Origin of the sequence: Halosimplex salinum, assembly GCF_003730195.1 — an archaeon.
Lineage (GTDB): Archaea > Halobacteriota > Halobacteria > Halobacteriales > Haloarculaceae > Halosimplex > Halosimplex salinum.
Map to the genome: position 1 here is coordinate 970,116 of NZ_QWGG01000001.1, position 21,538 is coordinate 991,653.

Here is a 21,538-nt window from a genome sequence, read left to right on the forward strand (position 1 = left end):
CGGACGGCGCAAAAAAGTGCGTTCCCCGGTCGCAGTCGCCGGAAGCGGCGGAGCCGACTCGCCGTCAGAGCCCTTCCGGGTCGGTCCGGGCGACGAGTCGGCGTGCGAGGACGAACAGGGCGACGGCCGCGACGGCGTAGCCGACGACGTGGGCCGTGGTCGTCCCGGTCGGACTGTCGACGGCGAGTTTGGCGACGGTCGTCGCCGGGTGTTCGGGCAGGAAGGTGAGGATGCCGAACCCGAAGATGACGAGCACCGAATAGAGGAGCTGTGCCTCCCGCCGCTTCGCCGTGAGGACGCCCAGCGAGAGGCCGAGCGTGACGACCAGCGTCGTCAGCGCGGTCACGACTGTCAGCAACTGCCCGAGGTTCGCGATGTCGATGCCGTTCCAGCCGAGCAGGGTGACCCACAGCAGGGCCTGGAGCGGCGCGATCAGGATCATCGCCAGCGCCTTCCCGTCGACGATGTCCACGAGCGACAGCGGCGCGACTCGCAGGAGTTCGAGCGTCCCGCGTTCGATCTCCTCGGTCAGCGCGTCGACGGCGACCGACCCGCTGATGAACGGCGGGAGGAAGAGCAAGAGCGGGACGAGGACGGTGTAGGTGAACCCGAAGTAGGGGCTGGCGTCGACCTTCTCGGGCACCGGTACCGTGGAGCGGTCGAGGTGGTCCGACCGAGCGATCCGCTCGTCGCGCTCGACCGCTTCGAGCAGCGTCCGCACCTGGTCGATGATCAGCGTCGTCTCGATGCTCTCCTGTGGCGCGATCACCTCCACGTCTATCCGGTTGCCCGAGTCGCCAGCGAGCATGACGGCGTGGACTCTGCCGTCCTGGTAGGCCTCGCGTGCGGTCTCGGGAGTGGGATACGTGATAGCCCGGAGCCCGTCCTGTTCGTTCGCGGCCCGGACGAGCGGTGCGTCGTGCTCGCCGGCGACGCCGACGACGACCTCGCCCGCCGACACCGACCCCGGGTTGTACAGCGACGTGAGCCCGACGACGAGGAACGACGAGAATGCGGCGACGAACAGCTGGATGAGCAGCGCGAGCACGATGGTCTTCTCGCGACTCAGCGAGGAGAGGTCGCGCTTCGCGATGATGAGCCGCGGGTCCGACAGGAGCGACCGACCGGTCGAATCCCCGTCGGACTCCGTCACCGTCTTCGACCCCGGTTCGGGCGCGGGCGGCGATTCACTGGGCAAGCGCGGTCACCACCGTTAGATTGTACGCGACGTGGACTGCCACGGCTATCACCAGGGCCACCGCGTACGAGCGTCGCCCGCGACGAGCGCCCAGCGCCGAGATAGACGCCGTGACGACGTGGAGCGCGAGCGGCGCGAGCAGGAGTGCGACGACCAGTATCGGGAGCGGCACACCGGTCTGCAGGAGGGCCTGCTCGCCGAGCGCGGCCTGTCCGATCTCCACCTCTTGCAGGTCGGCCAGCCGCGCGATCAGCGTGAGCTTCTCCGCGAGGAAGAAGCCGATCCCGCTGAACAGACCGACGACCAGCGCCGTCCGCAGCGTGTCGTCGAACCGCGAGTGGGCGTAGCCCGCGTAGACGTGCAGGCTCTTGGCGAGTTCCTCGACGAGAGCGATGCCGACGAACGCCGCGAACACGATCACGCCGAACGGGATACTGGCCTGCGTGAGCGGGTACATGAACGCGACGACGACGAGTTCGGCCACGAGCACGAACGGGAGGAGCACCGCGGTGACGAGCGCGACGCTCCGTCGACGCGTTATCGGGCCGGCGAGCGCGTCGAGCACCTTGTACGGGATGGGGCGCTGGGTGAACATATCCTCCTCGCGGTAGAGACCCGCGCCGAGACCGAACAGGGTCAGCGCCGTCAGCGTCGGCGGCAGCGTCGAGAAGGCGAACTGACCGAGCCCGATGGCCTGTCCCTGCAGGTCCCTGACGACGAGCGTCAGCGGCGAGATGAGCGCGATGGGTGTCACGTCGGTGAAGATCGCCGGGACGAACGCGTAGGAGGTCAGCGAGACGGTGATCGTCACCGTCACGAAGGTCAACTCCTTGAACGACCGGGCGAACATCGCGCCGAGGAACGTCGCCGCGAGGAACAGCATCGCCAGCGGGACGATAGCGAGCACGGATATCGCCGACCCTCGCAAGACGAGCGTGATCGCCGTTGCCACGCCGATCGCGGCCGCGAAGTACGGCAAGGTCTTCCCGACGATGATGTCGCCTCGCGAGACCGGCGAGACCAGCAGGAGTTCGCCGCGGCGGTTGATCCGCTCGCTGAGTATCGTCGACCCGTAGGCCTGGATGACGAAGTTCAGCGGGAGGACGAACACGAACGCGAGCACGAGCGAGCGGAAGGGGAACGGCGGCGTGATGTCCGAAGGGGCACCGGACGTGCCGCCGCCGGTCAGCCGTGCGCCGATGGTCGAGCTCCCGACGTTGCTCCCGCCCTCGGGCTGGGTGACGTCGCTGTCGCCGTCGCCGCCGGCGTCGCTCCCGTCGCCGGCCGTTCCGTCTCCGTTCTCGTCACCGCTGCCGTCGTCGCTGGATCCGTCGCCACCGCCACCCGCACCGTCGCCGCCGCCCGCCTCCTCGTCCTCGCCGGAGTCGACGGCTATCGCTTGCTCGCCGGGCGCCACGACCCGCGTCGCGTCACGCTGGACGTAGCTCAGGTTCACGACGACCGGGAACGCCGCCGACTGGTTGTCCTCCAGTCCCATGATCCCGTCGTTGTACCGCATCGTCGAGGAGCGTAACTCGTCGACCGCGGCCCGGCCTTTCGTCGTGTCCGCGTACTCCCGGACCTGTGGACCGACGATCCGTATCTCCTGCTTGCCCGCCTCGACCGCCGCGGAACTGGGGTTCTGGACGCGGAACGTCGGGTCGAGGAAGACAGGGTCGTAGTAGGGGTCCTCCGGGACGACGCCGACCCGGTAGATCCCCTGATCGAGCGAGACGCCCTGACTGACCGCGACCGGCGCCATCGCGCCCAGCCCGATCACCGCGAGCACGGCGATGATCACCGTCCGCCGGTCGACGCCGCCGGCGTTCTTCGTCACCTCCCAGCGGGCGATCCGGGTGACGTTCTCGGCGCGGGTGCGGGACCAGTCGCCGAGTCGCCCAGTCCGGGAGGAACGGTCGTCGGTCGTCGTGTCGCCGCCGCGCGGTCTCGGCGGGCCGCCGCTCACGGTCGCGCCCCCGACCCGCGCTCGACCGCCGACTCGGACTCGGCGACCTCGAGGAACACCTCTTCGAGGCTGGACTCCTCGGTCCTGATGTCGACGACCTGTCCGCCCGCCTCCTGCGCCGCCGAGCGCGTCTCGTCGACCGCGTCCATGCTCTCGACGACCCGGCGGTAGTTGCCGTTCTCACGGGAACTCCCCGGGACGTCGACCGTCGTGTACACGTGGTACTCCGTCCGGCCGTGCTCGGCCTGGAGTTCGTCGAGGTCGCCCTTCGCGACGATCTTCCCCTCGTTCATGATGGCGACGCGGTCGCAGATGCTCTCGACGTGGTACAGGTTGTGGGCGCTGAAGACGATGGTTTTGCCCTGCTCGCCGAGTTCGCGCGTGAAGTCGATGATGTAGTTCGTCGTCAGCGGGTCGAGACCGCTCCCCGGTTCGTCGTAGATCAGCACGTCCGGGTCGTTTATGAGGGAGCGGGCGATGGCGACCTTCCGTTTCATCCCCTTGGACATGTCGCCCAGCGGCCGCTCGCGGTGGTCGAGGTCGAGTCGCTCCAGCGTGTCGTGGATCCGCCGGTCGGCGACGCCGTCGGGCACGTCGTACAGGTCGGCGAAGAAGTGCAGGTAGGAGAGGGGCGTCATCTCCTCGTAGAGCGGCGACTCCTCCGGGAGGAACCCCAGCCGCTGGCGCATCTCCGTCTCGCCGGCGTCGTAGCCGGCGACCGAAACGTCCCCGTCGGTGGGCTCGACGAGACCCGCGAGCATCTTCAGCGTCGTCGTCTTGCCGGCCCCGTTCGGGCCGATGATGCCGAACACCTCGCCCTCCTCGACGGTGAACGTGCTCCCTTCCACCGCGACGAAGCCGCCGTACTCCTTTCGCAGGTCGCGGGCCGTGATCATTCGGCCGATGCTTGCGGGGCGGGGGTTGTATAGGTTCGTCCCCCGTTATCGGATCTGGGGACGGAACGGAGCGAGACGGGACTCGAGAGCGCATCGCACTCCCGGTGGGGAGTATGACGAGCGCTCTCTGCGTTCACGCGAACGCTCAGTACGGGAGAGACGGACCGACGGCCGACGTTGTGTCTGTCGTCGAGAACTCCGTGTGAGGTGCAGCGAGCCGAGTTCAGAGCTAGCTAGAGTGATTCGAGTGGTCGTGCACGACCCGCCGGAGAAAGCTTATTAGTGTCGATAGGTTTGAACAAATATGGACGGCGACGGCGGAGACGTGGGAGGTAGCGATATGGGGAGTATGAGTAACGTCGGAATAGACGGGTCGAACGGGGACGGTATGGGGGGCACGGACGAGGACTCCGGGAGTTCGGTCCTCCAGTCGATGGGATACGTGGATAGCGGCGCGGACATCGGCAGGGAGGACGGAGATGCCTCGCGCTCGGTGTCTTCGATCCTCCAGACGGTCGTAATCCTGGCAGTGGTCGGATTCTTCGGGATTTCGGTCCTGTACCTCCTTCTGTCGGTCGTGTTATCTCTGTTCGGTGTGCAGATCTAGCGAGCAGGTCCACTCTGTGAACTGTCTGCTGCAGAGGCCCTCGACGGGTCCTCTCAGTTCTCCAACTGCTCCCCGAAGACTCCGCTCCCGAGAGCATTCTGTCGTGGACCTGTGCCACGTGTTCGGCGAAATTCAAACGATAAAGGTCGTATCAGGCGAGCTTGGTCGCTGTAGGTTCGCACGAGAACTGGACGCGGTCGAAACTGAGACCCGGACCGGGGAGACGCTCACCCCTCGGGCCGGGGCATCGCCTCGAGTTCGCGGATCTCCGTGGTCTTCTCGACGCGCTCGTACTGTCGTCGCCACGCGTCGGCCGGGAACAGCCCGTTCCGGTCGAACAGGTCGCGCGCCTCGTCGGTCAACCGGTAGAACTTGTAGGGGTAGCCTCGCGTGCGCTCGCCGGCCGGAACCGTCAGCACCTCGACGACGCCGGCCTCCGCGAGCACCTTCAGGTGGTTGCGGATCGTGTCGGCCTCCAGACTCGGGTTGGTGTAGTCGAGTTCGTCGACGCTCGGCGCGCCTTTCGGGTGACCGACGAGGTCCGCGACGATGTTCGCCCGCGTCGAGTCGGTGACGCGCTGGAGCGCGAGCCAGGCGTCGAACCCGTTCGTCGCGCCATCGGCCTCGCTCCCGCTCTCGGCCGTTTCGGGTCGCATACCCGTCCGTACGTGCCCCTCCCCAATAAACACTTGGACTCTGAGTGCGAGTGGTCTTCGAACGCTTCTCGAACGATCGCGCAACGATTACCGAAACGATCTCGGAACAGTCAGAAGACACTTCACGGGGCCGCGAGTCGGACCGGCATGGACGACAGCGACGGGGGACCGTCCGACGACGGCGGACCGTCGGACGACGGCGGAACAGGGGGACCGGAGACGAACGAGACCGGGGACGCAGCCCAGACGGACGAGTCGACAGCGGGGGAACCGGCGTACGTCGAGGGCGTCGACGAATCGGCGCTCGTCGACGCGAGCCCGGAGTCGCTCACGCTGACGCCGGCCCAGCACGAGCGCCTCAAGGACGCCCTCCACGGGGACCGACTCGACGACATCGAGTACAGCGACCGGCGATACCTGGTCGTCGGACGCGGCGGTGACGAGGGGCCGGGCCAGCGACGGCGACTCGTCCGCGACCTGCTCGACGAGCGCCGCGAGGCGACGGCGTTCATGCTGGAGGAGTTCGGTCTCACGGGCGACGAACTCGACCTGTGGGCGCCCGCCTTCGAGATCCTCTGCGGACAGGCCACCCACGTCGTCGGCGTCCTCGAGGACTACGACGGCGGTCACGTCTGGGAACTGGGGTACCTGTACCACCAGCAGAGCACCGTCCGCGACGTGCTCTGGCTCCTCAAGCGAGTGTACGGCGACGAGACCGTGCGTCGCGAGCGCTACGACAACGGGATGGCGGCCTCGCACCTCGCGGCGCTCGAACGGGCCGCCGGCGAGCGCGTGGTCGAGTGGGAAGACGAGGCCGACCTCCGCCGAGCGGTCGACGAGGTCCCCTGACACCCAAGACCGAGCGGGTCGAAGTGCCGGTATGGTCACCCTGCCACACGTCGAGCGGACGCCCGACGGTCGGCGGCTCGTGGTCGACCGCGTCGTCGACGCCGACGCGGACGCGGTCTGGTCGGTCCTGACCGACACCGAGCGCTGGCCCGAGTGGGGACCCAGCGTCAGCGCGGTCCGCTGTGACGACCGGTTCGTCGAAGCCGGGTCGACCGGCGAGGTGCAGGTCGCGGGCGGGCCGTGGATCCCCTTCGAGGTCGACACCTGCACCGACTACCGCTGGACCTGGCGAGTCGCGAGCGTCCCCGCGACCGGTCACGCCGTCACGCCACTGGCCGACGACAGCGCGCGGGCCGCCTTCGAGATCCCGCTGCTCGCGAGCGGGTACGCGGTCGTCTGTCACCGGGCCCTCGACCGGATCGCTGCGCTCGCCGAGAGCGACGAGCTCTCGGCACGCTGAGGAGTCGAAATCGCCTCGCGGGAAAATCGGACCGTTCGGGTCGCGCTCGGTTCGGGTTCGCGCCGCGGACTAAACGGACGTCTCGATACGTGCGTTACTGACCTTGTGGATGTCCTCACCCATCCCCTCGCCGTCGCAGTCGTCGTTCGGGCATCGATAGTGCCAGCCGTCTTCGGTGGCCGTTCCCTCCGCGAATCGCTCGCCGCACTCGTCGCAGAACAGTTCGCCCTGCGAGCACGTGTCCCGATGGAGCTCCAGTTCGAGCTCAGTTCCGAACGTACGTTTACAGTTCCGGCAGACGTGGGTCATAATCGACGGTTCGTGATCGGCCCATATATCAACACCGGAACGTTCACGTCCGGGAATCTCGGTTCCGGAAGATCTGCCGATCGCCGGACAGCGCCGGGTAATCCCTGCTGATCAGGTGGCGAAACGGGGCCAGTCACTCGGTAGCAAGTGGCCCGACGCAGTCTCGTCGAGTTCGAGCGAAGCGTTCTAGCGGGTGTCGAGGTCGTCCTCGTCTTTGAGGATCCGGGTCTCGGCCTCGCCGCTGGAGACCTCGTTGACGAGGTCGTAGAAGTCGTTCTGCATCCCGGCCGGGAACTCGACGACGCCGACCCAGGATCCGTCGGGCTGCCACTCCTCGCGTTCGAGGTCGCCGAACTCGCGCACCTGCGCCTGTCCGCTCCCGGCGTAGTCGGCGGGGAGCTGCGCCGCGACTTTCACCGTGTCGAAGCGGATCGGGATCACGGGGCGGAGCGCGTCGAGCGCGTCGTCGATCTGGTTCTCGACCGGCTCCATCGGGTCGACCTTGAAGTCGGCCTGTTCGAGCGCGCTCTCGATACGGTCGGGCGGGTGGGGCGCGTCGTCCATCTGCGGGTTGACCGCGTTGCGCGTGATCCGGTTGACCAGTTCCTTGTGCTTGCGGTCCAGCATCTCCTGGCGCTGTTCGGCGGTGATCTGGATCTCCCCGCGGTCGACCACTTCGGGGATGATCGTCATCGGGTCCGTCGTGCCGAACACCTCTTCGAGGGCGTTCTCGGGCGGCCGGTCGCCTCTCGAGGCGTTCTCGAAGACGTCTTCGGCGGCGATCACGTCCTCCAGTTCGCCCTCGAACTCGCCGCGTTTCATCGCGAGCGCGGCGTCAGGGTCCACGAGGACTTCGAAGCGCTCACCGTGGGACTCGAGGCGCGCCGTCACTGCCTCGTCGAGCGATATCATACGCGGAGGTTACACCGGGCGGATAAAAAGGTGTGTGGCGACGCCGTCCGACAGCGGCGGGCCACGGCCGGACCGATTACTCGTCGGTCTCTTCGTCGGCTTCGTCGTCCTCGGCGTCCTCGGTCTCGAGCAGGTCGAGCTCGTCGAGGTGGGACTCCTTCTCGGCGTCGCTCAGCTCGGAGAACTGCTCGTCGTCGACGCTGATGGTGGCGATGCCGATGCCCTCGGGGGCGAGCTGGCCGTCGTTGACGGACGCCAGGGCTTCGAGCGCGAGGCCGACGCCGCCGTCTAAGTCCATCTCCTCGGAGTAGTTCTCTTCGAGGTACTCGCGGATGTCGCCGCGGTCCGCGCCGACCGCGAGGGCCTTCCACTCGTAGGGGGTGCCCGACGGGTCGGTCTCGTAGAGGCGGGGCTCGCCGTTGGCGATGCCGCCGATGATGAGCGCGACGCCGAACGGGCGGGCGCCGCCGACCTGCGTGTACTGCTGGATGTGGTCGGTGACGGCCTTCGTGAGCGTCTCGACGCCGATGGGCTCACCGTATCGCAGCTGGTTGACCTGCGCCTGGCGGCGGGCGAAGTCGATGAGCTGGCGCGCGTCGGCGACGTGCCCGGCACTGGCGATGCCGATGTGGTCGTCGGCCTTGTGGATCTTCTCGACGCTGGAACGCTCCATCAGCGGCGAGCGGATGCGCTTGTCCACCGCGAGAACGACACCGTCGCTCGTTCGTACGCCGATGCTCGCTGTGCCGCGTTTGACGGCTTCGCGGGCGTACTCGACCTGGTAGAGCCGGCCGTCCGGCGAGAAGATCGTGATCCCACGGTCGTACGCCTGCTGTTGTGATTGTCCCTGCATACTTATAGATCGAGTTCAGTCGCCCCGACGAACGCGTCGTCGGTCCGCACGTCGATCCGGCCGTCCCGCGCGACGGCCCGCCGCTCGGCGTTCTCGAAGACGACGTTTCTCTGGTCCGTTGGTTCCGGCGGACTCCGTATATACTTTTCTTCACAGGCACGGACGGTGCCGCTAACCCCCCGGACGCGGACGCCTACCTCGTCCCCGTCGACCGCGTCGAGACACGCCAGCACCGCCCGCGCCCGGTCCGTCTCGCCCCGCCGCGCTCGCACGATAGCGTGGCCCGCTCCGTCCTCGAAGGCGAACCGCAGGACCGACAGGTCGACCTCCGCGCTCCCGGTGTCGCCGACCAGATTCTGCGCCGCGAACCACAGGTCCCGCTGGAAGGTCCCGCGACCGAACGACGCGTCCGGCCACCCCTCCAGCTCGACCGCCAGATACCGCCACCGCGGCTGGAGGTGTTTCGGGAGGTGCTTCACGACTCTGTCTCCGTCTCCGACTCTGTCTCCGGCTCCGACTCTGCCGCTGCCCCTGCCTCAGCCTCCGCTCCCACGGGCGCCCGCTCCCCGTCACCGACCCGCTCGGCGACGAGGACGCCGACCTGCTCGTGGACCGGCTCGACCGCCGTCAGCGCGTACCCGGCGTCGGTGAACGCGTCCGCGAGGACGCCCACCGTCGCCGGGTCGTCCACCTCGGGACCGTAGAACGGTTCGCTGGGGTCGGGCTCCCCGAAGAACATCACGTCGCCGAGGACGATCCGGCGCGGTTCGAGGCCGGCGATCACGTCGATCGCCTCCCGTTTCTCCGCGTCCGAGAGATGATGCATCGCGAAGTTCGTCGTCACCACGTCCACGTCGGCGTCGTCGGGGACGTTTGGGTCGCGAAAGCGCCCCTCCCCGAACTCGACGGTTTCGAGCCCCCGTTCGGCCGCCTTCTCCCGCGCCTCCGCGAGCATCCCCTCGCTGATGTCGCGGCCGATCACGCGTCCGGCCGTCTCGGCGAGCGGGAGTGCGATGGCGCCGGTTCCGGTCCCCAGGTCGAGAACCGTGTCGTCCCGGTCCGGTGCGGCGTGGTCGACGACCAGCGACGCGCAGGCGCGGTACTCGTCGCTCTTCGTGTCGTCGTACTCGGCCGCCTTCTCGTCGAAGCGCGCGGCGTGCTCGTCGAGAGACCGTTTCATACCGCACGGTCGGGCCCGGAGGACAATGAACGAACCGTTGTCCGACGGCCCGGGGCCCTACTCCTCGTCGTCGACGGACGCCCGGTAGACGCCGGGTTCGACGAACGAATCGCCCTGTATTCGACGATTGCGCTCGACGATGCGGCCCCACTCGGCGAGCCCCGTCTCGACCTGCTCGGCGGTGAAGCCGAGCGTCTCGCCGACGGCGACCAGGTCGCGAGGTGCGCGCAGGTGGAGGTGGCTCCGCGGGCCGGCGCTGACGACGTAGGGCGCGTCGGCGTCTTCGACCAGTTCGCGGAGTTTGCGGAGGCCGCGGATCGCCTGGACGCGCTGCCCGCCGTCCGCGCGGAGGACGCGCCGGAAGGAGAACTCGAACCTGACGCCGTTCTCGGCGGCGGCGTTCGCGATCACGTGGTTCACGTCCCCGTCGCCGGCCATCGGATGCGCGAGGACGTCCACGGCCGGTTGCTCGACGGCGAACCGGTTTATCGCGTCCGTGCCGCCGTGGACCGCGACGACGGTCCTCGAGTCGCGGTGGTTCCCGACGAACCCGCTCGCTCGCGACGGGTCGTCGGCCCGTACCTCGACGCCTTCGACGACGTCGACGTCGTACCGGTCGGCGACCTCCTCGGCGTCGAACTCGGCGAGCGCGTCGCCGTGGTTACGGACGACGATTCCGTCGAAGCCGTACTCCGCGGCCGTCTTCGCGTGGCGAGCGACCGTGGCCGCACCGTCGGGGTGGGCGTGTACAGCTTCGAACACGGGATCACGCGCCACCGTCAGAGCGCCTCGAAGACCTCGCGGGCGTTCTCGACGGCCTCGGGCTTCTTGGCCGGGTACGCCTCGACCTTCGTGCGGAAGGTGATGCCGTCGCCGCGCTTCGCCTCGCCGGAGAAGGCGGCCTGCTTGTCGAGGGTCAGGTAGAAGGCGCAGTTGTCGTCCACCCGCTCGTCGAGTTCGGATATCACGGCGTCGACGTCGTCGAGTTCGCCGAGTCGGTCGAGGACGTGGCGGATCTCGTCGGCCCGCTCGACGCGCGCCGAGAGGACGACGATGCGGTCGCCGTGGTGACCCTCGGAGACGTTCCGTTCGATCTCGGTGTCCTCGGGGAGGTACGTGCGGAGGGCCTGTTCCACGCGCTCCTCGTCCTCGGTGGCGTAGCAGAACGCGCGCAGGTCGACGTAGTGCAGCGGGACGGACGCCATCGAGTCGCTCCTACTCCTCGGCCGCTTCGAGGTTGTCCTCGGAGACGCCCGCTTCCTGGCCGTCCTCGAAGGAGACGGTGTAGTTCTCGTCGCCGAACATCGTCTCGACGACCTGCTCGATCGTCCCGACCTCGCCGTCGTACTCGCTGTGCTCGTCGCGCAGGATGACGCTATCGTCCTCTTCGAATGCCATGCGCGGCGGTACTCGATGCCCGAACAAAAAGGGACTGATCCGTCCCACTCGCGGCCGTTCGCCCCGCCTCCCGGCCGTCCGGTCGGCGACGCCTCCGACCTCCGACGAGGTCGAAAGCTTATGCCGGATACTCCCGAACAGTGTGCCATGATCGTGCGACCGTCCGTCGCGAAGCGGTGGCGTACGCTGACAGTCCGACCCGGCCCGCCACGGTCCAGATGACCGCCGTCGACAACCTCTGGTACCTCGCCAGCGAGGCCCGACAGCAGGCCGAACAGGTGTACCACGGCCTCGCCGACGACCACGAGGACTTCGTCGAGTACGAGACGCTCCGGTCGGTCTCTCGCGACCGCTTCCGCACCGTCGCGGAGCGGATCGAGGCACAGGGCCTGCCCTACGGCGCCCACACGCTCGCCTACAACGGTTCCGGGGAGGTACTCCTCGTGGAACAGGCGTCGATCGATACCTGGGTCCTCCCGGGGGGCGAGGTCGAACCCGACGAGACGATCCGCGAGGGCGCTCGCCGCGAACTCGGGGAGGAGGCGGGAATCGACGTCGACTACGACGGTCTCGGCGTCCTCGGCGAAGTCCGCTTTCGCGGTGACGGGCACGAGACGTGGGGCGTCCTCCCGATTTTCGAGGGGAGAGCGACGTCGACCGACCTCGTCGTCCGGGACCCGGACGACGAGATCACGGACGCCAGATGGTTCGCGGAGTTCCCGGAGAACACGCGGGACAGGGATGTCCTCAGCGAGTGGCGAGAGAAGCGATTCGGCGACTGAGCGGCCGTTTTGCATCGGAACCGGGGCCGACGAACGCCGGCGTCACTCGGGCCCGAACTGCTCGCCGTCGCGGGCGTCGGCTTCCAGTCGTCGGACCGTCGCGCGGGCGTTGCTGGCGTCGTAGCCGAAACACACCGATTCGGCGTACTCCGCGGCGACCTCGGTCGCGTGGACGAGGTCGTCGATGTCGACCTCGACCGCGTACAGTTCGATGGTGAACGGGGCGTCGAGTTCGTCGACGAACCCGCGGGCGAGGATCTCCAGCCAGTAAGTCGTCGAGTAGGCCATGTCGTACAGCGGGACGACGAACTCGTCGACGTACTCGGCCAGCGCGTCGACGTCGAGGCCGGCGCGGTCGTAGACGTGCCCCGGATACGGGTCGGGATACAGCGTGAGATACAGGTCACCGGGGACGCGCTCGCGAGCCTCCGCGACGAACTCCGTGATGACGTTCGCGCGCCAGGCGCGCCAGTCGTCGAAGTCGCTGTCCGCGAACGCCGCCTCACAGCGGTCGCAGTGACAGTACTCCTCGCGGGGGAACCCCACGTCGTCCAGCCGCACGTCGGGGCTGACCGCGGCGGCGTCTTCGACGATCTCCAGCAGCCCCTCGCGGTAGCGCTCGTGAGTGGGGCAGACGTACGCCCAGTCGAAGTACGGGCGGTCCCGGGTCGCGGGTTCGCCCTCGTCGCTGAGGGGAACCAGATCGGGGTTGTCGGCGGCCGCCTTGTTGTCGCCGAAGCAGGACACCATGTTGACGGCGTTCTCGACGGGTTCGGCCGCGCGGCCGGTGACGTCTTTGACCTCGTAGAACCCGCGGTCGAACTCCGCCCACTCCAGCTCAGGTTCGTTGCGCGTGACGACGCCGTACATACCCGAGCCTACGGAGCCGGCGGGGTAAGTCGTTCGAAAAGCTGGTCGGAAGCCGATGCGACAGGGCGGCACCCGCTCAGTTGCGGAGCTTCAGCGCCGTCGCGACGACGACGAGGGCGGCGAGCAGGATGACTGCTTTCTTTGACATCACTCGAAGAAACGTGCCAATAAGGTAAAACGTTTCTGGTAGCCCACCGGACCGCCCGCTCGAGAACTCGCCCACGACGGGCCGACCGTCCCACTCACGGTCGATCCCTCGATCACGTCTCTGGGAAGGAGGAGAGTTCCGCGGCCGACCCGTCACCAGCGAGATCTGTCAGCCGCTGGACGGAGGCGTGACTGCCCTCGTCCGGCGTTTCGGTCGGCGCGTCGGTGGCGTCGTCCGAATCGGAGTCGTCGTCTCCGGGCTCTGCCCCTTCGCCGCTGGCCACCTAGTCTTCGTCCGCCGGTGCGGGGTCGTTGTGCGTTCGCGGGTCCGCGGGCTCCTGGTTGCGCGGCGCCCCGTCGAGGTCCTGCTGGTTGACGAACGAGAACTCACCCTCAGAGTCCGGCGACTCGCCGGAGGTCCACGGCTGGCCCGGGTCGTCGTCCGGCTCGACGTTCGTCGACATGAACGCGTAGTTGAACTCCTGGTTCTCCACCTCGTCCGGGAAACTGTCCGGGATCGGATGGACGTCGAGGAGGTCCTCGGGGTCGCCGAGGTCTTTGAGGATCGCGATCCACTGGTTCTGGTGCATGGTGTCGCGGGCGATGAGGTACGCGAGCATGTCCTTCATCCCCGGGTCGTCGGTCATCTCGTAGAGGCGCGAGGCCAGGAGGCGCCCGCCGGACTCGGCGAGGATGTTCGCGTACATGTCCGACGCGAGGTTCCCCGTCGCGACGATCCAGCTCCCGTCGAACGGCACCCCGTTCGAGTCGTTCGGCATCGCGTGGAGCCCCGACGAGAGGAACTGGCGCGGCTGCATGCCGGCGAGCTTCGCGAACTCGCTGTCGCCGGCCGCGACGTCCTCCAGCGACACCGGAGCGCCCCGGAGGTTCTTGTTGACCGCCGTCGCGAGCATCTCGATGTGGCCGAGTTCCTCGGCCGCCGTGTCCATCAGCGCCTCGCGGTATTCGGCGTGTTCGTCCGGCAGCGCACCGGCCTGGAAGAAGTACTGCATCGCGACGCGCATCTCGCCTTCGAGGCCGCCGATCGCCTGCTGGAGCAGCTTCGCGAACACCGGGTCCGGCTCTTCGACTTCGACTGGATACTGGAGTTGTGCGTCGTGGTAGAACATGTGACGTTCCGGGCTGTCCGACGCGCGGGTTTTCAATAGACGAGCGGCCTTCGCTGGCAAGCGTCACTCGCGACGGAGTTCGGGACGACAGAAAACGGCGGGCGCGTGCTCAAGCGACGTCGATCTGCTCGGCGATGTTGTCGCGGACGATGGTGTCGCAGTAGGTACAGCGGATGCCGTCGTCCAGCACGTCGAAGCGAGACTCGACGGGTTCGTCTTCGGTGGTGATGCAGTGACGGTTCGGACAGGAGAGGACGCCGACGACCTCCGTGGGACGCTCGACGCGGTGTTTCTCGACCACGTCGAAGTCGCGCACGATGTTGATCGTCGCGGCGGGCGCGATCAGCGAGAGGACGTCCACCTCGTCCTGACTCAGCTCGCGGCCCTCGACCTTGACGATGTCCTTCGAGCCGAGGCGGTCGCTGGGGACGCGGATCCCGACGCTGACGGTCTCGCCGCTCTCGGTGGTGATGTCGAGGATAGCGAGGACGTTCAGCGCCTGTCCCGCGGTGATGTGGTCGACGACGGTGCCGTTGCGGATCTTGCTGACGCGGAGTTCTCGGTCGCTCATTCGTCACCTCCGAGCATCAGGTCCAGCAGCGCCATCCTGACGGGGACGCCGTTGTGGGCCTGCTGGAAGTAGTGTGCGTGGTCGGTCTCGTCGATGTCGTGGGCGATCTCGTCGACGCGCGGGAGCGGGTGCATGACCGTCAGGTCGTCGCGAGCCGCCTCGAGCGTCTCGGTGTCGATCTGGTACTCGCCGGCCACTTCGCGGTACTCGCTCTCGTCGGGGAACCGTTCGGCCTGGATCCGGGTGACGTACAGCACGTCCAGCTCCGGCAGGACGGGTTCGAGCTCCGTGTGTTCGCGGATGGTCGCGCCCTCCTCGTGGAGGTCGTAGCGGACGCTCCGCGGGAGCTGCAGGCTCTTCGGGCTGACGAAGTGCTGGTCGGCGTCGACGGTCGTCAGCGCGTGGGCGAGCGAGTGGACGGTCCGCCCGTACTTCAAGTCGCCCATGATCCCGATCGTGAGGTCGTCGAAGCCCGCCGACTCGCGGATCGTGTAGAGGTCGAGCAGGGTCTGCGTGGGATGTTGCCCCGCGCCGTCGCCCGCGTTGATCAGCGGGACGTCGACGAACTCGCTGGCCATCTGGGCCGACCCCTCGCTGGGGTGGCGCAACACGAGCGCGTCGGCGTATCCCTCGACCACTCTGACCGTGTCGGCGAGACTCTCGCCTTTCTTGACGCTCGAGGACTCGACGGTGCCCATGTCGACGACGTCGCCGCCCAGTCGCTTGACCGCCGCGGTGAAGCTCATCTTCGTCCGCGTGCTCGGCTCGAAGAAGAGCAGGCCGAGCAGCGTGTTCTCGTGGCGGTCGGCGAACGACTCCGGGTCCTCGGCCACCTCCGCGGCCCGGTCCAGCACCTCCTCGATGTCCGCCCGCGAGAGTTGTTTCGCACTGATAATGTGGTCGTGACTCATCGAGTAGAGTCGCGCTCTCGACTCTCTTGAATCTCCCGACACAGCATCGCGCGAACGCCCACTACCGGGCTGTGCCGCGTCGTCTGGACCCCTTCGACGGCCGTTCCGGTCGCCCCCGCTCACGGCCGAACGTTCAAGTAGGATGCTGGGACCACGCCGACCCATGCTCGCGATCGCAGGCGGCAAGGGCGGCTGCGGGAAGACGACGACCGCGCTCGGGCTCGCGGGGGCGCTCGGCAGGACCGGCGACCGACCGCTCGTCGTCGACGCGGACTGCGACATGCCCAACCTCCACACGATGGCCGAGACGGACCGTGGCCCCGGCGTCGGCGCCGTCGACGACGGCGACTCGATCACCGTCGCCAGCCACCGGAGTAGCGTCGTCCCCGGTGCGGAGGTGATCCCCGCCGGCTCGGCGTCCGGGCCGATCGGCCGGACGGCGCTGCGCCGCCTCGCCCGTTCTCGACGGACCGTCATCCTCGACTGCCCGGCCGGCGCGACCGACGCCGCGGCCGCCCCGTTACGTCACGCGACGGACGCGGTCGTCGTCTCGACGCCCGACCCCGCGAGTCGCTCCGACGCCGTCAAGACGGCACAGATGGCCGAGTCGCTCGGGACGCGCGTCCTCGGTAGCGTGTTCACCCGTTCGGACACCGGCACACCGGTCCCCAGCGGGACCGCTCCCGAACTGGAACCGGTGCTGGCCACGGTGCCAGAGATCGACGGTGACGTGCTCGACAGCCGGCTCGGACGGACGTCGTACGATCGGCTCGCAAAGACGTGTTCGAGGCGGAATGTTTAATCTGGTGGGGGTAAAACGTTCCGCCCAGCATGGTCAACCGGCTACACACGGGCATCGACGTCCTCGACCGGAAGCTCGGGGGTGGGATCCCGGAGGGGAGTATCGTCGCCCTCAGCGCCCAGCCGGCCAGCCAGGCGGAGCTGTTCCTCTACGAGCTGACCGCGACCCGCGGCACGCTGTACCTCTCGCTCGACCGCACCGCGCAGTCGGTCATCTCCAGCATCGAACAGTCCCCCGCCACGACGGGCGATCCGACGGTCCGACACATCTCGGGCGAGGCCCCGCTCGACAACGCGGGCAAACTCGTCAGCGCGCTCCCCGAGACGTCGAACCTCATCGTCGACCCGCTGGACGTCCTCGAGGCACAGGAGCCGCCGTCGCGGTTCCGGTCGTTCATGAACGACCTCCAGAACCACATCGTCAACACCGGCAGCCTCGCCATCGTCCACTGTCTCGACGGCCGGTCCGTGCCGGCGCTCCGGGACACGACCGAGCACTTCGCCGACGTCATCTTCCAGCTCGACACGACTATCACCAGCGACGAAGTCGAGAACCGCCTCGCCATCCCCAAGTTCCGCGGCGGCCGCGCCCCCAACGACATCATCAAACTCGACCTCGTCGAACAGGTCTCCATCGACACCTCCCGCGATATCGCCTAGAACCACCATCTTTTTCGCCGGGGGGTTTCCTCGATCGTGGTCCGAGAGAGCGAAGCTCTCTCGTCATCACGAAAGAGCGCAAAGCGCTCTTTCGAACGACTACGCTCCCTGCGGGAACCCCCCGGCCAAAAACGTGGGTGAAAAAGCCGAATTCGCGCCGCAGGCGCGAATTCGGGGAAACCGCGCTCACTCCGTTCGCGCGGTACGTTCCTGCGTGTGACCGCTACCGCGCAGAATTACTGTCCGTTCTCGCACCGCTCGTACACCGGTTCGAACAGGTCCGGGTTGTAGACGTCGGCCGGGAGACCGTCGAACCACCGGGCGTCGGTTATCTCCTCGTCGTCCTCGACGTCGTGGCCCACTGCTATCTCCGTGGATTCGGCCACAGCCTCGTAGACGACCAGCGTCCAGCCGGCGGTCTCGCCGGTCTCCTCGTTCACGAAGGCGAACTCGTCGACGCCTCGGGGCGCGACGGGGTCGACCTCGATACCGGTCTCCTCTCGGAGCTCTCTGGCGACTCCCTCCGAGAGCGACTCGTCCGATTTGAGCGCGCCACCGGGACAGATCCAGCCGTCGGCCCACGGCTGTTCGACGAGCAGAACCCGCCCGTCGTCGTCGAACGCGAACGCGGTGGCCACCCAGCCGGCCGTCACCGCCTCCGAATCGGCGACTTCGGCGAAAGACGCCGGGTCCACGTTCTCTCGGCTCTCCGTGACGTAGAGGTCGTCGGTCCGCTCGCGGGCGTCCGTCACTCGCATACGGACCGTTCGTCACCGACACGTCAAATATCTCGGTGGTCGGGACCGGCTCGATACCGCTCGGCCAACACTTACGTTCCCGAGCCGTCTTCGTCCGAATATGCCCGAGAACCGCTACCAGCCCCTCCTCCAACTCGTTCACAACCGGGCCGGCGATTCCTTCCGTGGTTCGGTCCGGTACGACGCCGACGAGTGGAGCGTGCTCTACCTCCGTGATGACGTCGCGACCGAACGGCTCCGTGACTCGATGCCGTCTATCGTCGAGCGAGCGCGCGAGGCCGAACCGATCGTCCCGCAATCGACCTACGATACACTGGGCGAGACGCAAGCGACCGTCGAACTCCACGACCACGCGGCCCTGCTCCACTTCCGGGAGACCCCGACCAGCGGAGTGATCGTCTCGCTCGACCGGGACGTGGCCCAGGGGCTCGGTCAGTTCGTCAACGGCTGCAACGCCGTGCTCGAGAAACAGACGTCGAGCGACGACGGGAACGACTGACGGCCGCGAAAACGGACTACTCCTCGGCGCCTTCGAGCTCTTCGACGATCTCTTCGGCGTCGATGTCCTCGTCCTCGAGCGCTTCCTCGATGTCTTCGCCGCCCATGCCGCCCATGCCGCCCATCATACCGCCCATGCCGCCCATCATGCCGCCGCCGAGCTCCTCCTGGACGATGATGCGGTCGACGTCGAGCAGGTTCGTGAGCTGCTGAGCGATCTGCTGTTTGCCCATCATCCACTGCTGGTTCATGGTCAGCTGCGGCGTGGCCTCGATGTAGAGCGTCTCTTTCTCGACCTCGACGGTCTCGTACTCGGGCTCGCTCTCCTCGTCCTCGTCCTCGTCGTCCTCGTCGGACTCGACCAGCTGCTCCTCTTCGACGGTGTCGGTCTCGAACCAGACGTCGAGGTCCATGTCGAGGAAGACCGCGAGGAGCGCGCCGGCGCGCTCCTCGCGGTCCTCGACCTCGGAGAGGACCTCCCAGTCGTACTCGATGTCCTCGCCGGCGAGGGGGTGGTTGAAGTCGACGCGGGCGCGGCCGCCGATGATCGTCTCGACGTGCCCGTGCTCGCCCTCGAGGTCGACGTGTGCGCCGGGGTAGCGGTCGTCCTCGGGGATCTTGTCGGCGCTGACCGTGCGGACCTGGCTGTCGTCGAACTCGCCGAACGCCTCGGCGGCCGGGACCGTCACGGTGCCGGTGTCGCCGACCTCGCTCCCGAGGATGTCCTGTTCGACGGCCTCGAAGACGTGGCCCTCGCCGAGGACGATCGTCCGCGGTTCGAACTCCTGGTCCTCGCCGACGCCTTCCTCTTCGGCCACGTCGGCGTCGGTCGTGTCGACCAGGTCGCCGCCCTCGACGGTGCGGGCGGTGTAGGCCAGTTCGATGAAGTCGCCGTTCTGGAACCCAGTCTCCTCCTCGGTCTCGGATTCGTCGGCTGCGTCCTGCTCGGCCTCGTCGGCCTCGGACTCGTTACTCATATCGTAAGCGACTCGCGTTGCACTCTTAAGAACAACGTTTCGGCCCCGAGTCACCCCAGCGGTCGAGCCGCCGTTCGAGCGGGCTTCGACAGCGTCTGAGTCGACGACCACTTCCACCCGACGTTTGACCGACTCGACGACGGGTCGGCCAGAAGTCAGTTGAACAGCGCGACGGAGACGGCCCGTCGTCGGTCAGTACTCGACTCGCGACCGGAACTCGGGGACGCCGCCGACGCCCAGGTCGACCTCGAACAGGGCGCCGGCGCCCTCGCCTTCCTCCTCGCGCGTGCCCGCCGCCCCCTCGCCGGGGCCGAGCGCGGTCGTGACGTACGCGGTGTCGTAGTCGGGACCGCCAAAGGTTATCGCCGACACCTTCTTGGCCGGGAACTCGACGCGGCGCCGTTCGGTGCCGTCGGGGCCGTACCGCGCGACGCGCCCGCCGTCCCAGAACGCCGACCAGACGTGCCCTTCGGCGTCGACGGTCATCCCGTCCGGGTAGCCCGACACGTCGCCGGTGTCGAGAAACGTCTCCCGGTCGGCGAGTTCGCCGGTGGCTCGGTCGTAGCGATACCGGCTGATTCGACCCGCCTCCGTCTCGGTGAAGTACAGGTGGTCGCCGTCGGGCGCGAACCCGAGGCCGTTGGAGAGGTGCGCGTCTTCCACGACGGTCGTCAGCGACCCGTCGGTGTCCAGTCGGTAGAGCGCGCCGGGTTCGCCGTCCGGCGACGGCATCGTCCCGCAGTACACGCGGCCCTCGGGGTCGGCGATCACGTCGTTGAACCGCGAGTCCTCCTCGCCGTCGATGGACTCGACGAGCGGGTCGCCGAGGCCGGATTCCGGGCTCCACGGCTGGACGCGCCCCTCGTCGCAGAACAGGAGGAGGTCGCCGGATTCCTGAATCGTGAACCCGCCGATGGCTCCCGCCGCATCGAGGACGCGCTCGTGGGACTCGGCTGCGGGGTCGTAACGGTACAGGTCCGCCTCTGGGATGTCGAGGAAGTAGACGACCTCCTCGTCGGGGTGCCAGAGCGGCCCCTCGCCGGTGTGACAGTGGGTGTCGGCGACGCGCCGCGGTTCGGCGGTCTCGTCGTCCGTCACGGCTCAGGCACCTCCGTTCTCGGCGGATTCGAGCAATCCGCGCATGTAGCCGATAGCGAACAGTCGGCCCTTGGTGTGGTAGCCGGGGTTCGAATTGTCCTCGCCGGCCATCGTCGGCACGTGGTCGGGCCGCATCGGGCCGTCGAAGCCGACGTCGACGAACGCGTCCATCGCGGCCTGCATGTCGGTGGGGCCGTCGTCGTGCCAGGTCTCGACGAACCGGTCGGCGTCGCCCTCTACGTCCCGGAAGTGGGCGAAGTTGATCTTCTCGTCGAAGTGCCGGACCGTCTCGGGGACGTCGACGCCCATCGCCGCGAAGTTGCCCTGGCAGAACGTGACGCCGTTGTGTTCGCTGTCGTAGCTATCGAGGATGCGGTCGTAGTTCTCGACGCTGTTGGCGATACGGGGGATGCCCCGGACCTCCTCGCGCGGCGGGTCGTCGGGGTGCAGACCGAGTTTCACGCCCGCTTCCTCGGCGACCGGGACGACCTCGTTCAGGAAGTACTCGATGGCCTCCCAGAGCTGGTCGCGGGTCACGTCCGCGCCCGCGGCGTCGGGACCGTCGCGCATCTTCGCCTCGTCGTAGCCCGTCGCGTACGACCCGCCGCGGGACTCGACGTGCGCTTCGGTTCGCGCCCACCGCACGCCCGCCATCCAGTCGTAGCAGACGACGGGAATGCCCAGATCGCCGCAGTCGCGGACGAACTGCTTGAACTCCGCGATGTCCTCGTCACGGCCCTCGCGACCGAGGCGGACGCGGTCGGTCAGCGGGACGCTGCCCTCCAGCACCGAGAACGTCAGTCCGGCGTCTTCGAGCCAGTTCTTCGTGCCGAGCAGGTCGTCGTACGACCAGCGGGTCTTGTCGTCGCCGACTTCGAGCGGGTGGACGACGGCGTTCGTGACCCCCATCTGCTTCGCGAGTTGCCAGCGCTCGTCGGGCTGGCGCGGCAAAACGAGCGATAACTGAACCATACTCCTCCGTTGTACGCGTCACCGTAATCGGCGTTCCGATCGCGGAAGCGACCGGGAAGGCCGGCAGTCCGGCGGCAAA

29 protein-coding genes are annotated in these 21,538 nt (G+C 67.8%); 7 read left to right on the plus strand and 22 right to left on the minus strand.

Annotated features, from left to right (window positions below):
• Window positions 1-64: 64 nt before the first annotated feature.
• From D1409_RS04695 to D1409_RS04705, 3 genes are read right to left on the minus strand one after another with little or no spacing between them, the layout of a single operon-like run.
• Window positions 65-1,153, minus strand: a complete 1,089-nt coding sequence (locus D1409_RS04695) for an ABC transporter permease (protein ID WP_123534498.1) — start codon at window positions 1,151-1,153, stop codon at window positions 65-67.
• A gap of 34 nt (window positions 1,154-1,187) precedes the next feature.
• Window positions 1,188-3,164: an ABC transporter permease family protein gene (locus D1409_RS04700; protein ID WP_123534500.1), complete on the minus strand. Its 1,977-nt coding sequence runs from the start codon at window positions 3,162-3,164 to the stop codon at window positions 1,188-1,190.
• Window positions 3,161-4,060, minus strand: coding sequence for an ABC transporter ATP-binding protein (locus D1409_RS04705; RefSeq protein ID WP_123534502.1), 900 nt, complete (start codon window positions 4,058-4,060; stop codon window positions 3,161-3,163). Before D1409_RS04705 ends, D1409_RS04700 begins: the two co-directional genes overlap by 4 nt.
• A gap of 304 nt (window positions 4,061-4,364) precedes the next feature.
• Here D1409_RS04705 and D1409_RS04710 point away from each other — a divergent pair, with 304 nt between their 5' ends.
• Window positions 4,365-4,667: a hypothetical protein gene (locus tag D1409_RS04710; protein WP_123534505.1), complete on the plus strand. Its 303-nt coding sequence runs from the start codon at window positions 4,365-4,367 to the stop codon at window positions 4,665-4,667.
• A 227-nt stretch (window positions 4,668-4,894) separates the two neighbouring features.
• On the opposite strand, the gene D1409_RS04715 is transcribed toward D1409_RS04710, so the two are convergent.
• Window positions 4,895-5,323 (minus strand): helix-turn-helix domain-containing protein, encoded by a 429-nt coding sequence (locus D1409_RS04715; RefSeq protein WP_123534508.1) that lies wholly within the window; start codon window positions 5,321-5,323, stop codon window positions 4,895-4,897.
• Between the two features lie 147 nt (window positions 5,324-5,470).
• Here D1409_RS04715 and D1409_RS04720 point away from each other — a divergent pair, with 147 nt between their 5' ends.
• Together D1409_RS04720 and D1409_RS04725 are read left to right on the plus strand one after the other, a co-directional pair.
• A complete protein-coding gene (locus D1409_RS04720; protein ID WP_123534510.1) occupies window positions 5,471-6,172 on the plus strand; it encodes an aminopeptidase in 702 nt (233 codons plus the stop codon).
• Window positions 6,173-6,203: 31 nt separating this feature from the next.
• Window positions 6,204-6,632, plus strand: a complete 429-nt coding sequence (locus D1409_RS04725) for an SRPBCC family protein (RefSeq protein WP_123534512.1) — start codon at window positions 6,204-6,206, stop codon at window positions 6,630-6,632.
• A gap of 69 nt (window positions 6,633-6,701) precedes the next feature.
• On the opposite strand, the gene D1409_RS04730 is transcribed toward D1409_RS04725, so the two are convergent.
• The 8 genes from D1409_RS04730 to D1409_RS04765 form a co-directional block, all read right to left on the minus strand.
• Window positions 6,702-6,941, minus strand: coding sequence for an HVO_2901 family zinc finger protein (locus D1409_RS04730; protein ID WP_123534514.1), 240 nt, complete (start codon window positions 6,939-6,941; stop codon window positions 6,702-6,704).
• A 186-nt stretch (window positions 6,942-7,127) separates the two neighbouring features.
• Complete coding sequence (locus D1409_RS04735; RefSeq protein WP_123534516.1) at window positions 7,128-7,853, minus strand: ribosome assembly factor SBDS; 726 nt, start codon at window positions 7,851-7,853, stop codon at window positions 7,128-7,130.
• A gap of 76 nt (window positions 7,854-7,929) precedes the next feature.
• Window positions 7,930-8,706, minus strand: coding sequence for an archaeal proteasome endopeptidase complex subunit alpha (psmA, locus tag D1409_RS04740; protein ID WP_123534518.1), 777 nt, complete (start codon window positions 8,704-8,706; stop codon window positions 7,930-7,932).
• 2 nt (window positions 8,707-8,708) lie between these two features.
• A complete protein-coding gene (locus tag D1409_RS04745) occupies window positions 8,709-9,185 on the minus strand; it encodes an Rpp14/Pop5 family protein (RefSeq protein ID WP_123534520.1) in 477 nt (158 codons plus the stop codon).
• Window positions 9,182-9,886, minus strand: a complete 705-nt coding sequence (locus tag D1409_RS04750) for a class I SAM-dependent methyltransferase (RefSeq protein WP_123534522.1) — start codon at window positions 9,884-9,886, stop codon at window positions 9,182-9,184. Before D1409_RS04750 ends, D1409_RS04745 begins: the two co-directional genes overlap by 4 nt.
• 57 nt (window positions 9,887-9,943) lie before the next feature.
• Entirely contained in the window at window positions 9,944-10,648 is a 705-nt protein-coding gene (locus tag D1409_RS04755; protein WP_123534524.1) for an RNase P subunit p30 family protein, read from the minus strand.
• A 17-nt stretch (window positions 10,649-10,665) separates the two neighbouring features.
• Window positions 10,666-11,091 (minus strand): RNA-binding protein, encoded by a 426-nt coding sequence (locus D1409_RS04760; protein WP_123534527.1) that lies wholly within the window; start codon window positions 11,089-11,091, stop codon window positions 10,666-10,668.
• Window positions 11,092-11,101: 10 nt separating this feature from the next.
• Window positions 11,102-11,284: a DUF1918 domain-containing protein gene (locus D1409_RS04765; RefSeq protein WP_123534529.1), complete on the minus strand. Its 183-nt coding sequence runs from the start codon at window positions 11,282-11,284 to the stop codon at window positions 11,102-11,104.
• 176 nt (window positions 11,285-11,460) lie between these two features.
• Here D1409_RS04765 and D1409_RS04770 point away from each other — a divergent pair, with 176 nt between their 5' ends.
• Window positions 11,461-12,066, plus strand: a complete 606-nt coding sequence (locus tag D1409_RS04770) for an NUDIX hydrolase (protein ID WP_394339012.1) — start codon at window positions 11,461-11,463, stop codon at window positions 12,064-12,066.
• Window positions 12,067-12,108: 42 nt separating this feature from the next.
• Here the strand turns inward: D1409_RS04770 and D1409_RS04775 are convergent, their stop codons facing one another.
• The 6 genes from D1409_RS04775 to pyrB form a co-directional block, all read right to left on the minus strand.
• Window positions 12,109-12,936, minus strand: a complete 828-nt coding sequence (locus tag D1409_RS04775) for an alpha-amylase family protein (RefSeq protein WP_123534534.1) — start codon at window positions 12,934-12,936, stop codon at window positions 12,109-12,111.
• Between the two features lie 76 nt (window positions 12,937-13,012).
• Window positions 13,013-13,159: a hypothetical protein gene (locus D1409_RS24310; protein ID WP_164471563.1), complete on the minus strand. Its 147-nt coding sequence runs from the start codon at window positions 13,157-13,159 to the stop codon at window positions 13,013-13,015.
• 37 nt (window positions 13,160-13,196) lie between these two features.
• A complete protein-coding gene (locus D1409_RS24315) occupies window positions 13,197-13,367 on the minus strand; it encodes a hypothetical protein (protein ID WP_164471564.1) in 171 nt (56 codons plus the stop codon).
• On the minus strand, window positions 13,368-14,213 hold the full coding sequence (locus D1409_RS04780; protein WP_123534536.1) for a manganese catalase family protein: 846 nt from the start codon (window positions 14,211-14,213) through the stop codon (window positions 13,368-13,370).
• Window positions 14,214-14,322: 109 nt separating this feature from the next.
• A complete protein-coding gene (gene pyrI, locus D1409_RS04785; protein WP_123534537.1) occupies window positions 14,323-14,784 on the minus strand; it encodes an aspartate carbamoyltransferase regulatory subunit in 462 nt (153 codons plus the stop codon).
• On the minus strand, window positions 14,781-15,695 hold the full coding sequence (pyrB, locus tag D1409_RS04790; RefSeq protein ID WP_123534539.1) for an aspartate carbamoyltransferase: 915 nt from the start codon (window positions 15,693-15,695) through the stop codon (window positions 14,781-14,783). The genes pyrI and pyrB overlap by 4 nt, the downstream gene beginning before the upstream one ends.
• Window positions 15,696-15,858: 163 nt before the next feature.
• Between pyrB and D1409_RS04795 the strand changes: the two genes are divergently transcribed.
• Both D1409_RS04795 and D1409_RS04800 read left to right on the plus strand, forming a co-directional pair.
• Window positions 15,859-16,497: a MinD/ParA family ATP-binding protein gene (locus D1409_RS04795; RefSeq protein ID WP_123534541.1), complete on the plus strand. Its 639-nt coding sequence runs from the start codon at window positions 15,859-15,861 to the stop codon at window positions 16,495-16,497.
• Window positions 16,498-16,526: 29 nt separating this feature from the next.
• Entirely contained in the window at window positions 16,527-17,156 is a 630-nt protein-coding gene (locus D1409_RS04800; protein ID WP_123534543.1) for an RAD55 family ATPase, read from the plus strand.
• A gap of 236 nt (window positions 17,157-17,392) precedes the next feature.
• Here D1409_RS04800 and D1409_RS04805 read toward each other — a convergent pair whose 3' ends face one another.
• Window positions 17,393-17,914: an NUDIX hydrolase gene (locus tag D1409_RS04805; protein WP_123534545.1), complete on the minus strand. Its 522-nt coding sequence runs from the start codon at window positions 17,912-17,914 to the stop codon at window positions 17,393-17,395.
• Window positions 17,915-18,014: 100 nt separating this feature from the next.
• Between D1409_RS04805 and D1409_RS04810 the strand changes: the two genes are divergently transcribed.
• Entirely contained in the window at window positions 18,015-18,413 is a 399-nt protein-coding gene (locus tag D1409_RS04810) for a hypothetical protein (protein ID WP_123534547.1), read from the plus strand.
• A gap of 16 nt (window positions 18,414-18,429) precedes the next feature.
• Here D1409_RS04810 and D1409_RS04815 read toward each other — a convergent pair whose 3' ends face one another.
• From D1409_RS04815 to D1409_RS04825, 3 genes are all read right to left on the minus strand, one after another.
• Window positions 18,430-19,389 (minus strand): FKBP-type peptidyl-prolyl cis-trans isomerase, encoded by a 960-nt coding sequence (locus D1409_RS04815; RefSeq protein ID WP_123534549.1) that lies wholly within the window; start codon window positions 19,387-19,389, stop codon window positions 18,430-18,432.
• 192 nt (window positions 19,390-19,581) lie between these two features.
• Window positions 19,582-20,487, minus strand: a complete 906-nt coding sequence (locus D1409_RS04820; RefSeq protein ID WP_123534551.1) for an SMP-30/gluconolactonase/LRE family protein — start codon at window positions 20,485-20,487, stop codon at window positions 19,582-19,584.
• Window positions 20,488-20,490: 3 nt separating this feature from the next.
• Window positions 20,491-21,459 carry a mannonate dehydratase gene (locus D1409_RS04825; protein WP_123534553.1) on the minus strand — a complete coding sequence of 323 codons (969 nt, stop codon included), beginning with the start codon at window positions 21,457-21,459 and terminating at the stop codon, window positions 20,491-20,493.
• Between the last annotated feature and the right edge of the window lie 79 nt (window positions 21,460-21,538).

Bases quoted from the DNA above. Each gene is read 5' to 3' on its own strand.
- D1409_RS04705 (WP_123534502.1), bottom strand. From the start codon at position 4,060: ATGATCACGGCCCGCGACCTGCGAAAGGAGTACGGCGGCTTCGTCGCG.
- D1409_RS04710 (WP_123534505.1), top strand. From the start codon at position 4,365: ATGGACGGCGACGGCGGAGACGTGGGAGGTAGCGATATGGGGAGTATG.
- D1409_RS04715 (WP_123534508.1), bottom strand. From the start codon at position 5,323: ATGCGACCCGAAACGGCCGAGAGCGGGAGCGAGGCCGATGGCGCGACG.
- D1409_RS04720 (WP_123534510.1), top strand. From the start codon at position 5,471: ATGGACGACAGCGACGGGGGACCGTCCGACGACGGCGGACCGTCGGAC.
- D1409_RS04725 (WP_123534512.1), top strand. From the start codon at position 6,204: ATGGTCACCCTGCCACACGTCGAGCGGACGCCCGACGGTCGGCGGCTC.
- D1409_RS04730 (WP_123534514.1), bottom strand. From the start codon at position 6,941: ATGACCCACGTCTGCCGGAACTGTAAACGTACGTTCGGAACTGAGCTC.
- D1409_RS04735 (WP_123534516.1), bottom strand. From the start codon at position 7,853: ATGATATCGCTCGACGAGGCAGTGACGGCGCGCCTCGAGTCCCACGGT.
- psmA (WP_123534518.1), bottom strand. From the start codon at position 8,706: ATGCAGGGACAATCACAACAGCAGGCGTACGACCGTGGGATCACGATC.
- D1409_RS04750 (WP_123534522.1), bottom strand. From the start codon at position 9,886: ATGAAACGGTCTCTCGACGAGCACGCCGCGCGCTTCGACGAGAAGGCG.
- D1409_RS04760 (WP_123534527.1), bottom strand. From the start codon at position 11,091: ATGGCGTCCGTCCCGCTGCACTACGTCGACCTGCGCGCGTTCTGCTAC.
- D1409_RS04765 (WP_123534529.1), bottom strand. From the start codon at position 11,284: ATGGCATTCGAAGAGGACGATAGCGTCATCCTGCGCGACGAGCACAGC.
- D1409_RS04775 (WP_123534534.1), bottom strand. From the start codon at position 12,936: ATGTACGGCGTCGTCACGCGCAACGAACCTGAGCTGGAGTGGGCGGAG.
- D1409_RS04780 (WP_123534536.1), bottom strand. From the start codon at position 14,213: ATGTTCTACCACGACGCACAACTCCAGTATCCAGTCGAAGTCGAAGAG.
- pyrI (WP_123534537.1), bottom strand. From the start codon at position 14,784: ATGAGCGACCGAGAACTCCGCGTCAGCAAGATCCGCAACGGCACCGTC.
- pyrB (WP_123534539.1), bottom strand. From the start codon at position 15,695: ATGAGTCACGACCACATTATCAGTGCGAAACAACTCTCGCGGGCGGAC.
- D1409_RS04795 (WP_123534541.1), top strand. From the start codon at position 15,859: ATGCTCGCGATCGCAGGCGGCAAGGGCGGCTGCGGGAAGACGACGACC.
- D1409_RS04800 (WP_123534543.1), top strand. From the start codon at position 16,527: ATGGTCAACCGGCTACACACGGGCATCGACGTCCTCGACCGGAAGCTC.
- D1409_RS04805 (WP_123534545.1), bottom strand. From the start codon at position 17,914: ATGCGAGTGACGGACGCCCGCGAGCGGACCGACGACCTCTACGTCACG.
- D1409_RS04810 (WP_123534547.1), top strand. From the start codon at position 18,015: ATGCCCGAGAACCGCTACCAGCCCCTCCTCCAACTCGTTCACAACCGG.
- D1409_RS04815 (WP_123534549.1), bottom strand. From the start codon at position 19,389: ATGAGTAACGAGTCCGAGGCCGACGAGGCCGAGCAGGACGCAGCCGAC.
- D1409_RS04825 (WP_123534553.1), bottom strand. From the start codon at position 21,459: ATGGTTCAGTTATCGCTCGTTTTGCCGCGCCAGCCCGACGAGCGCTGG.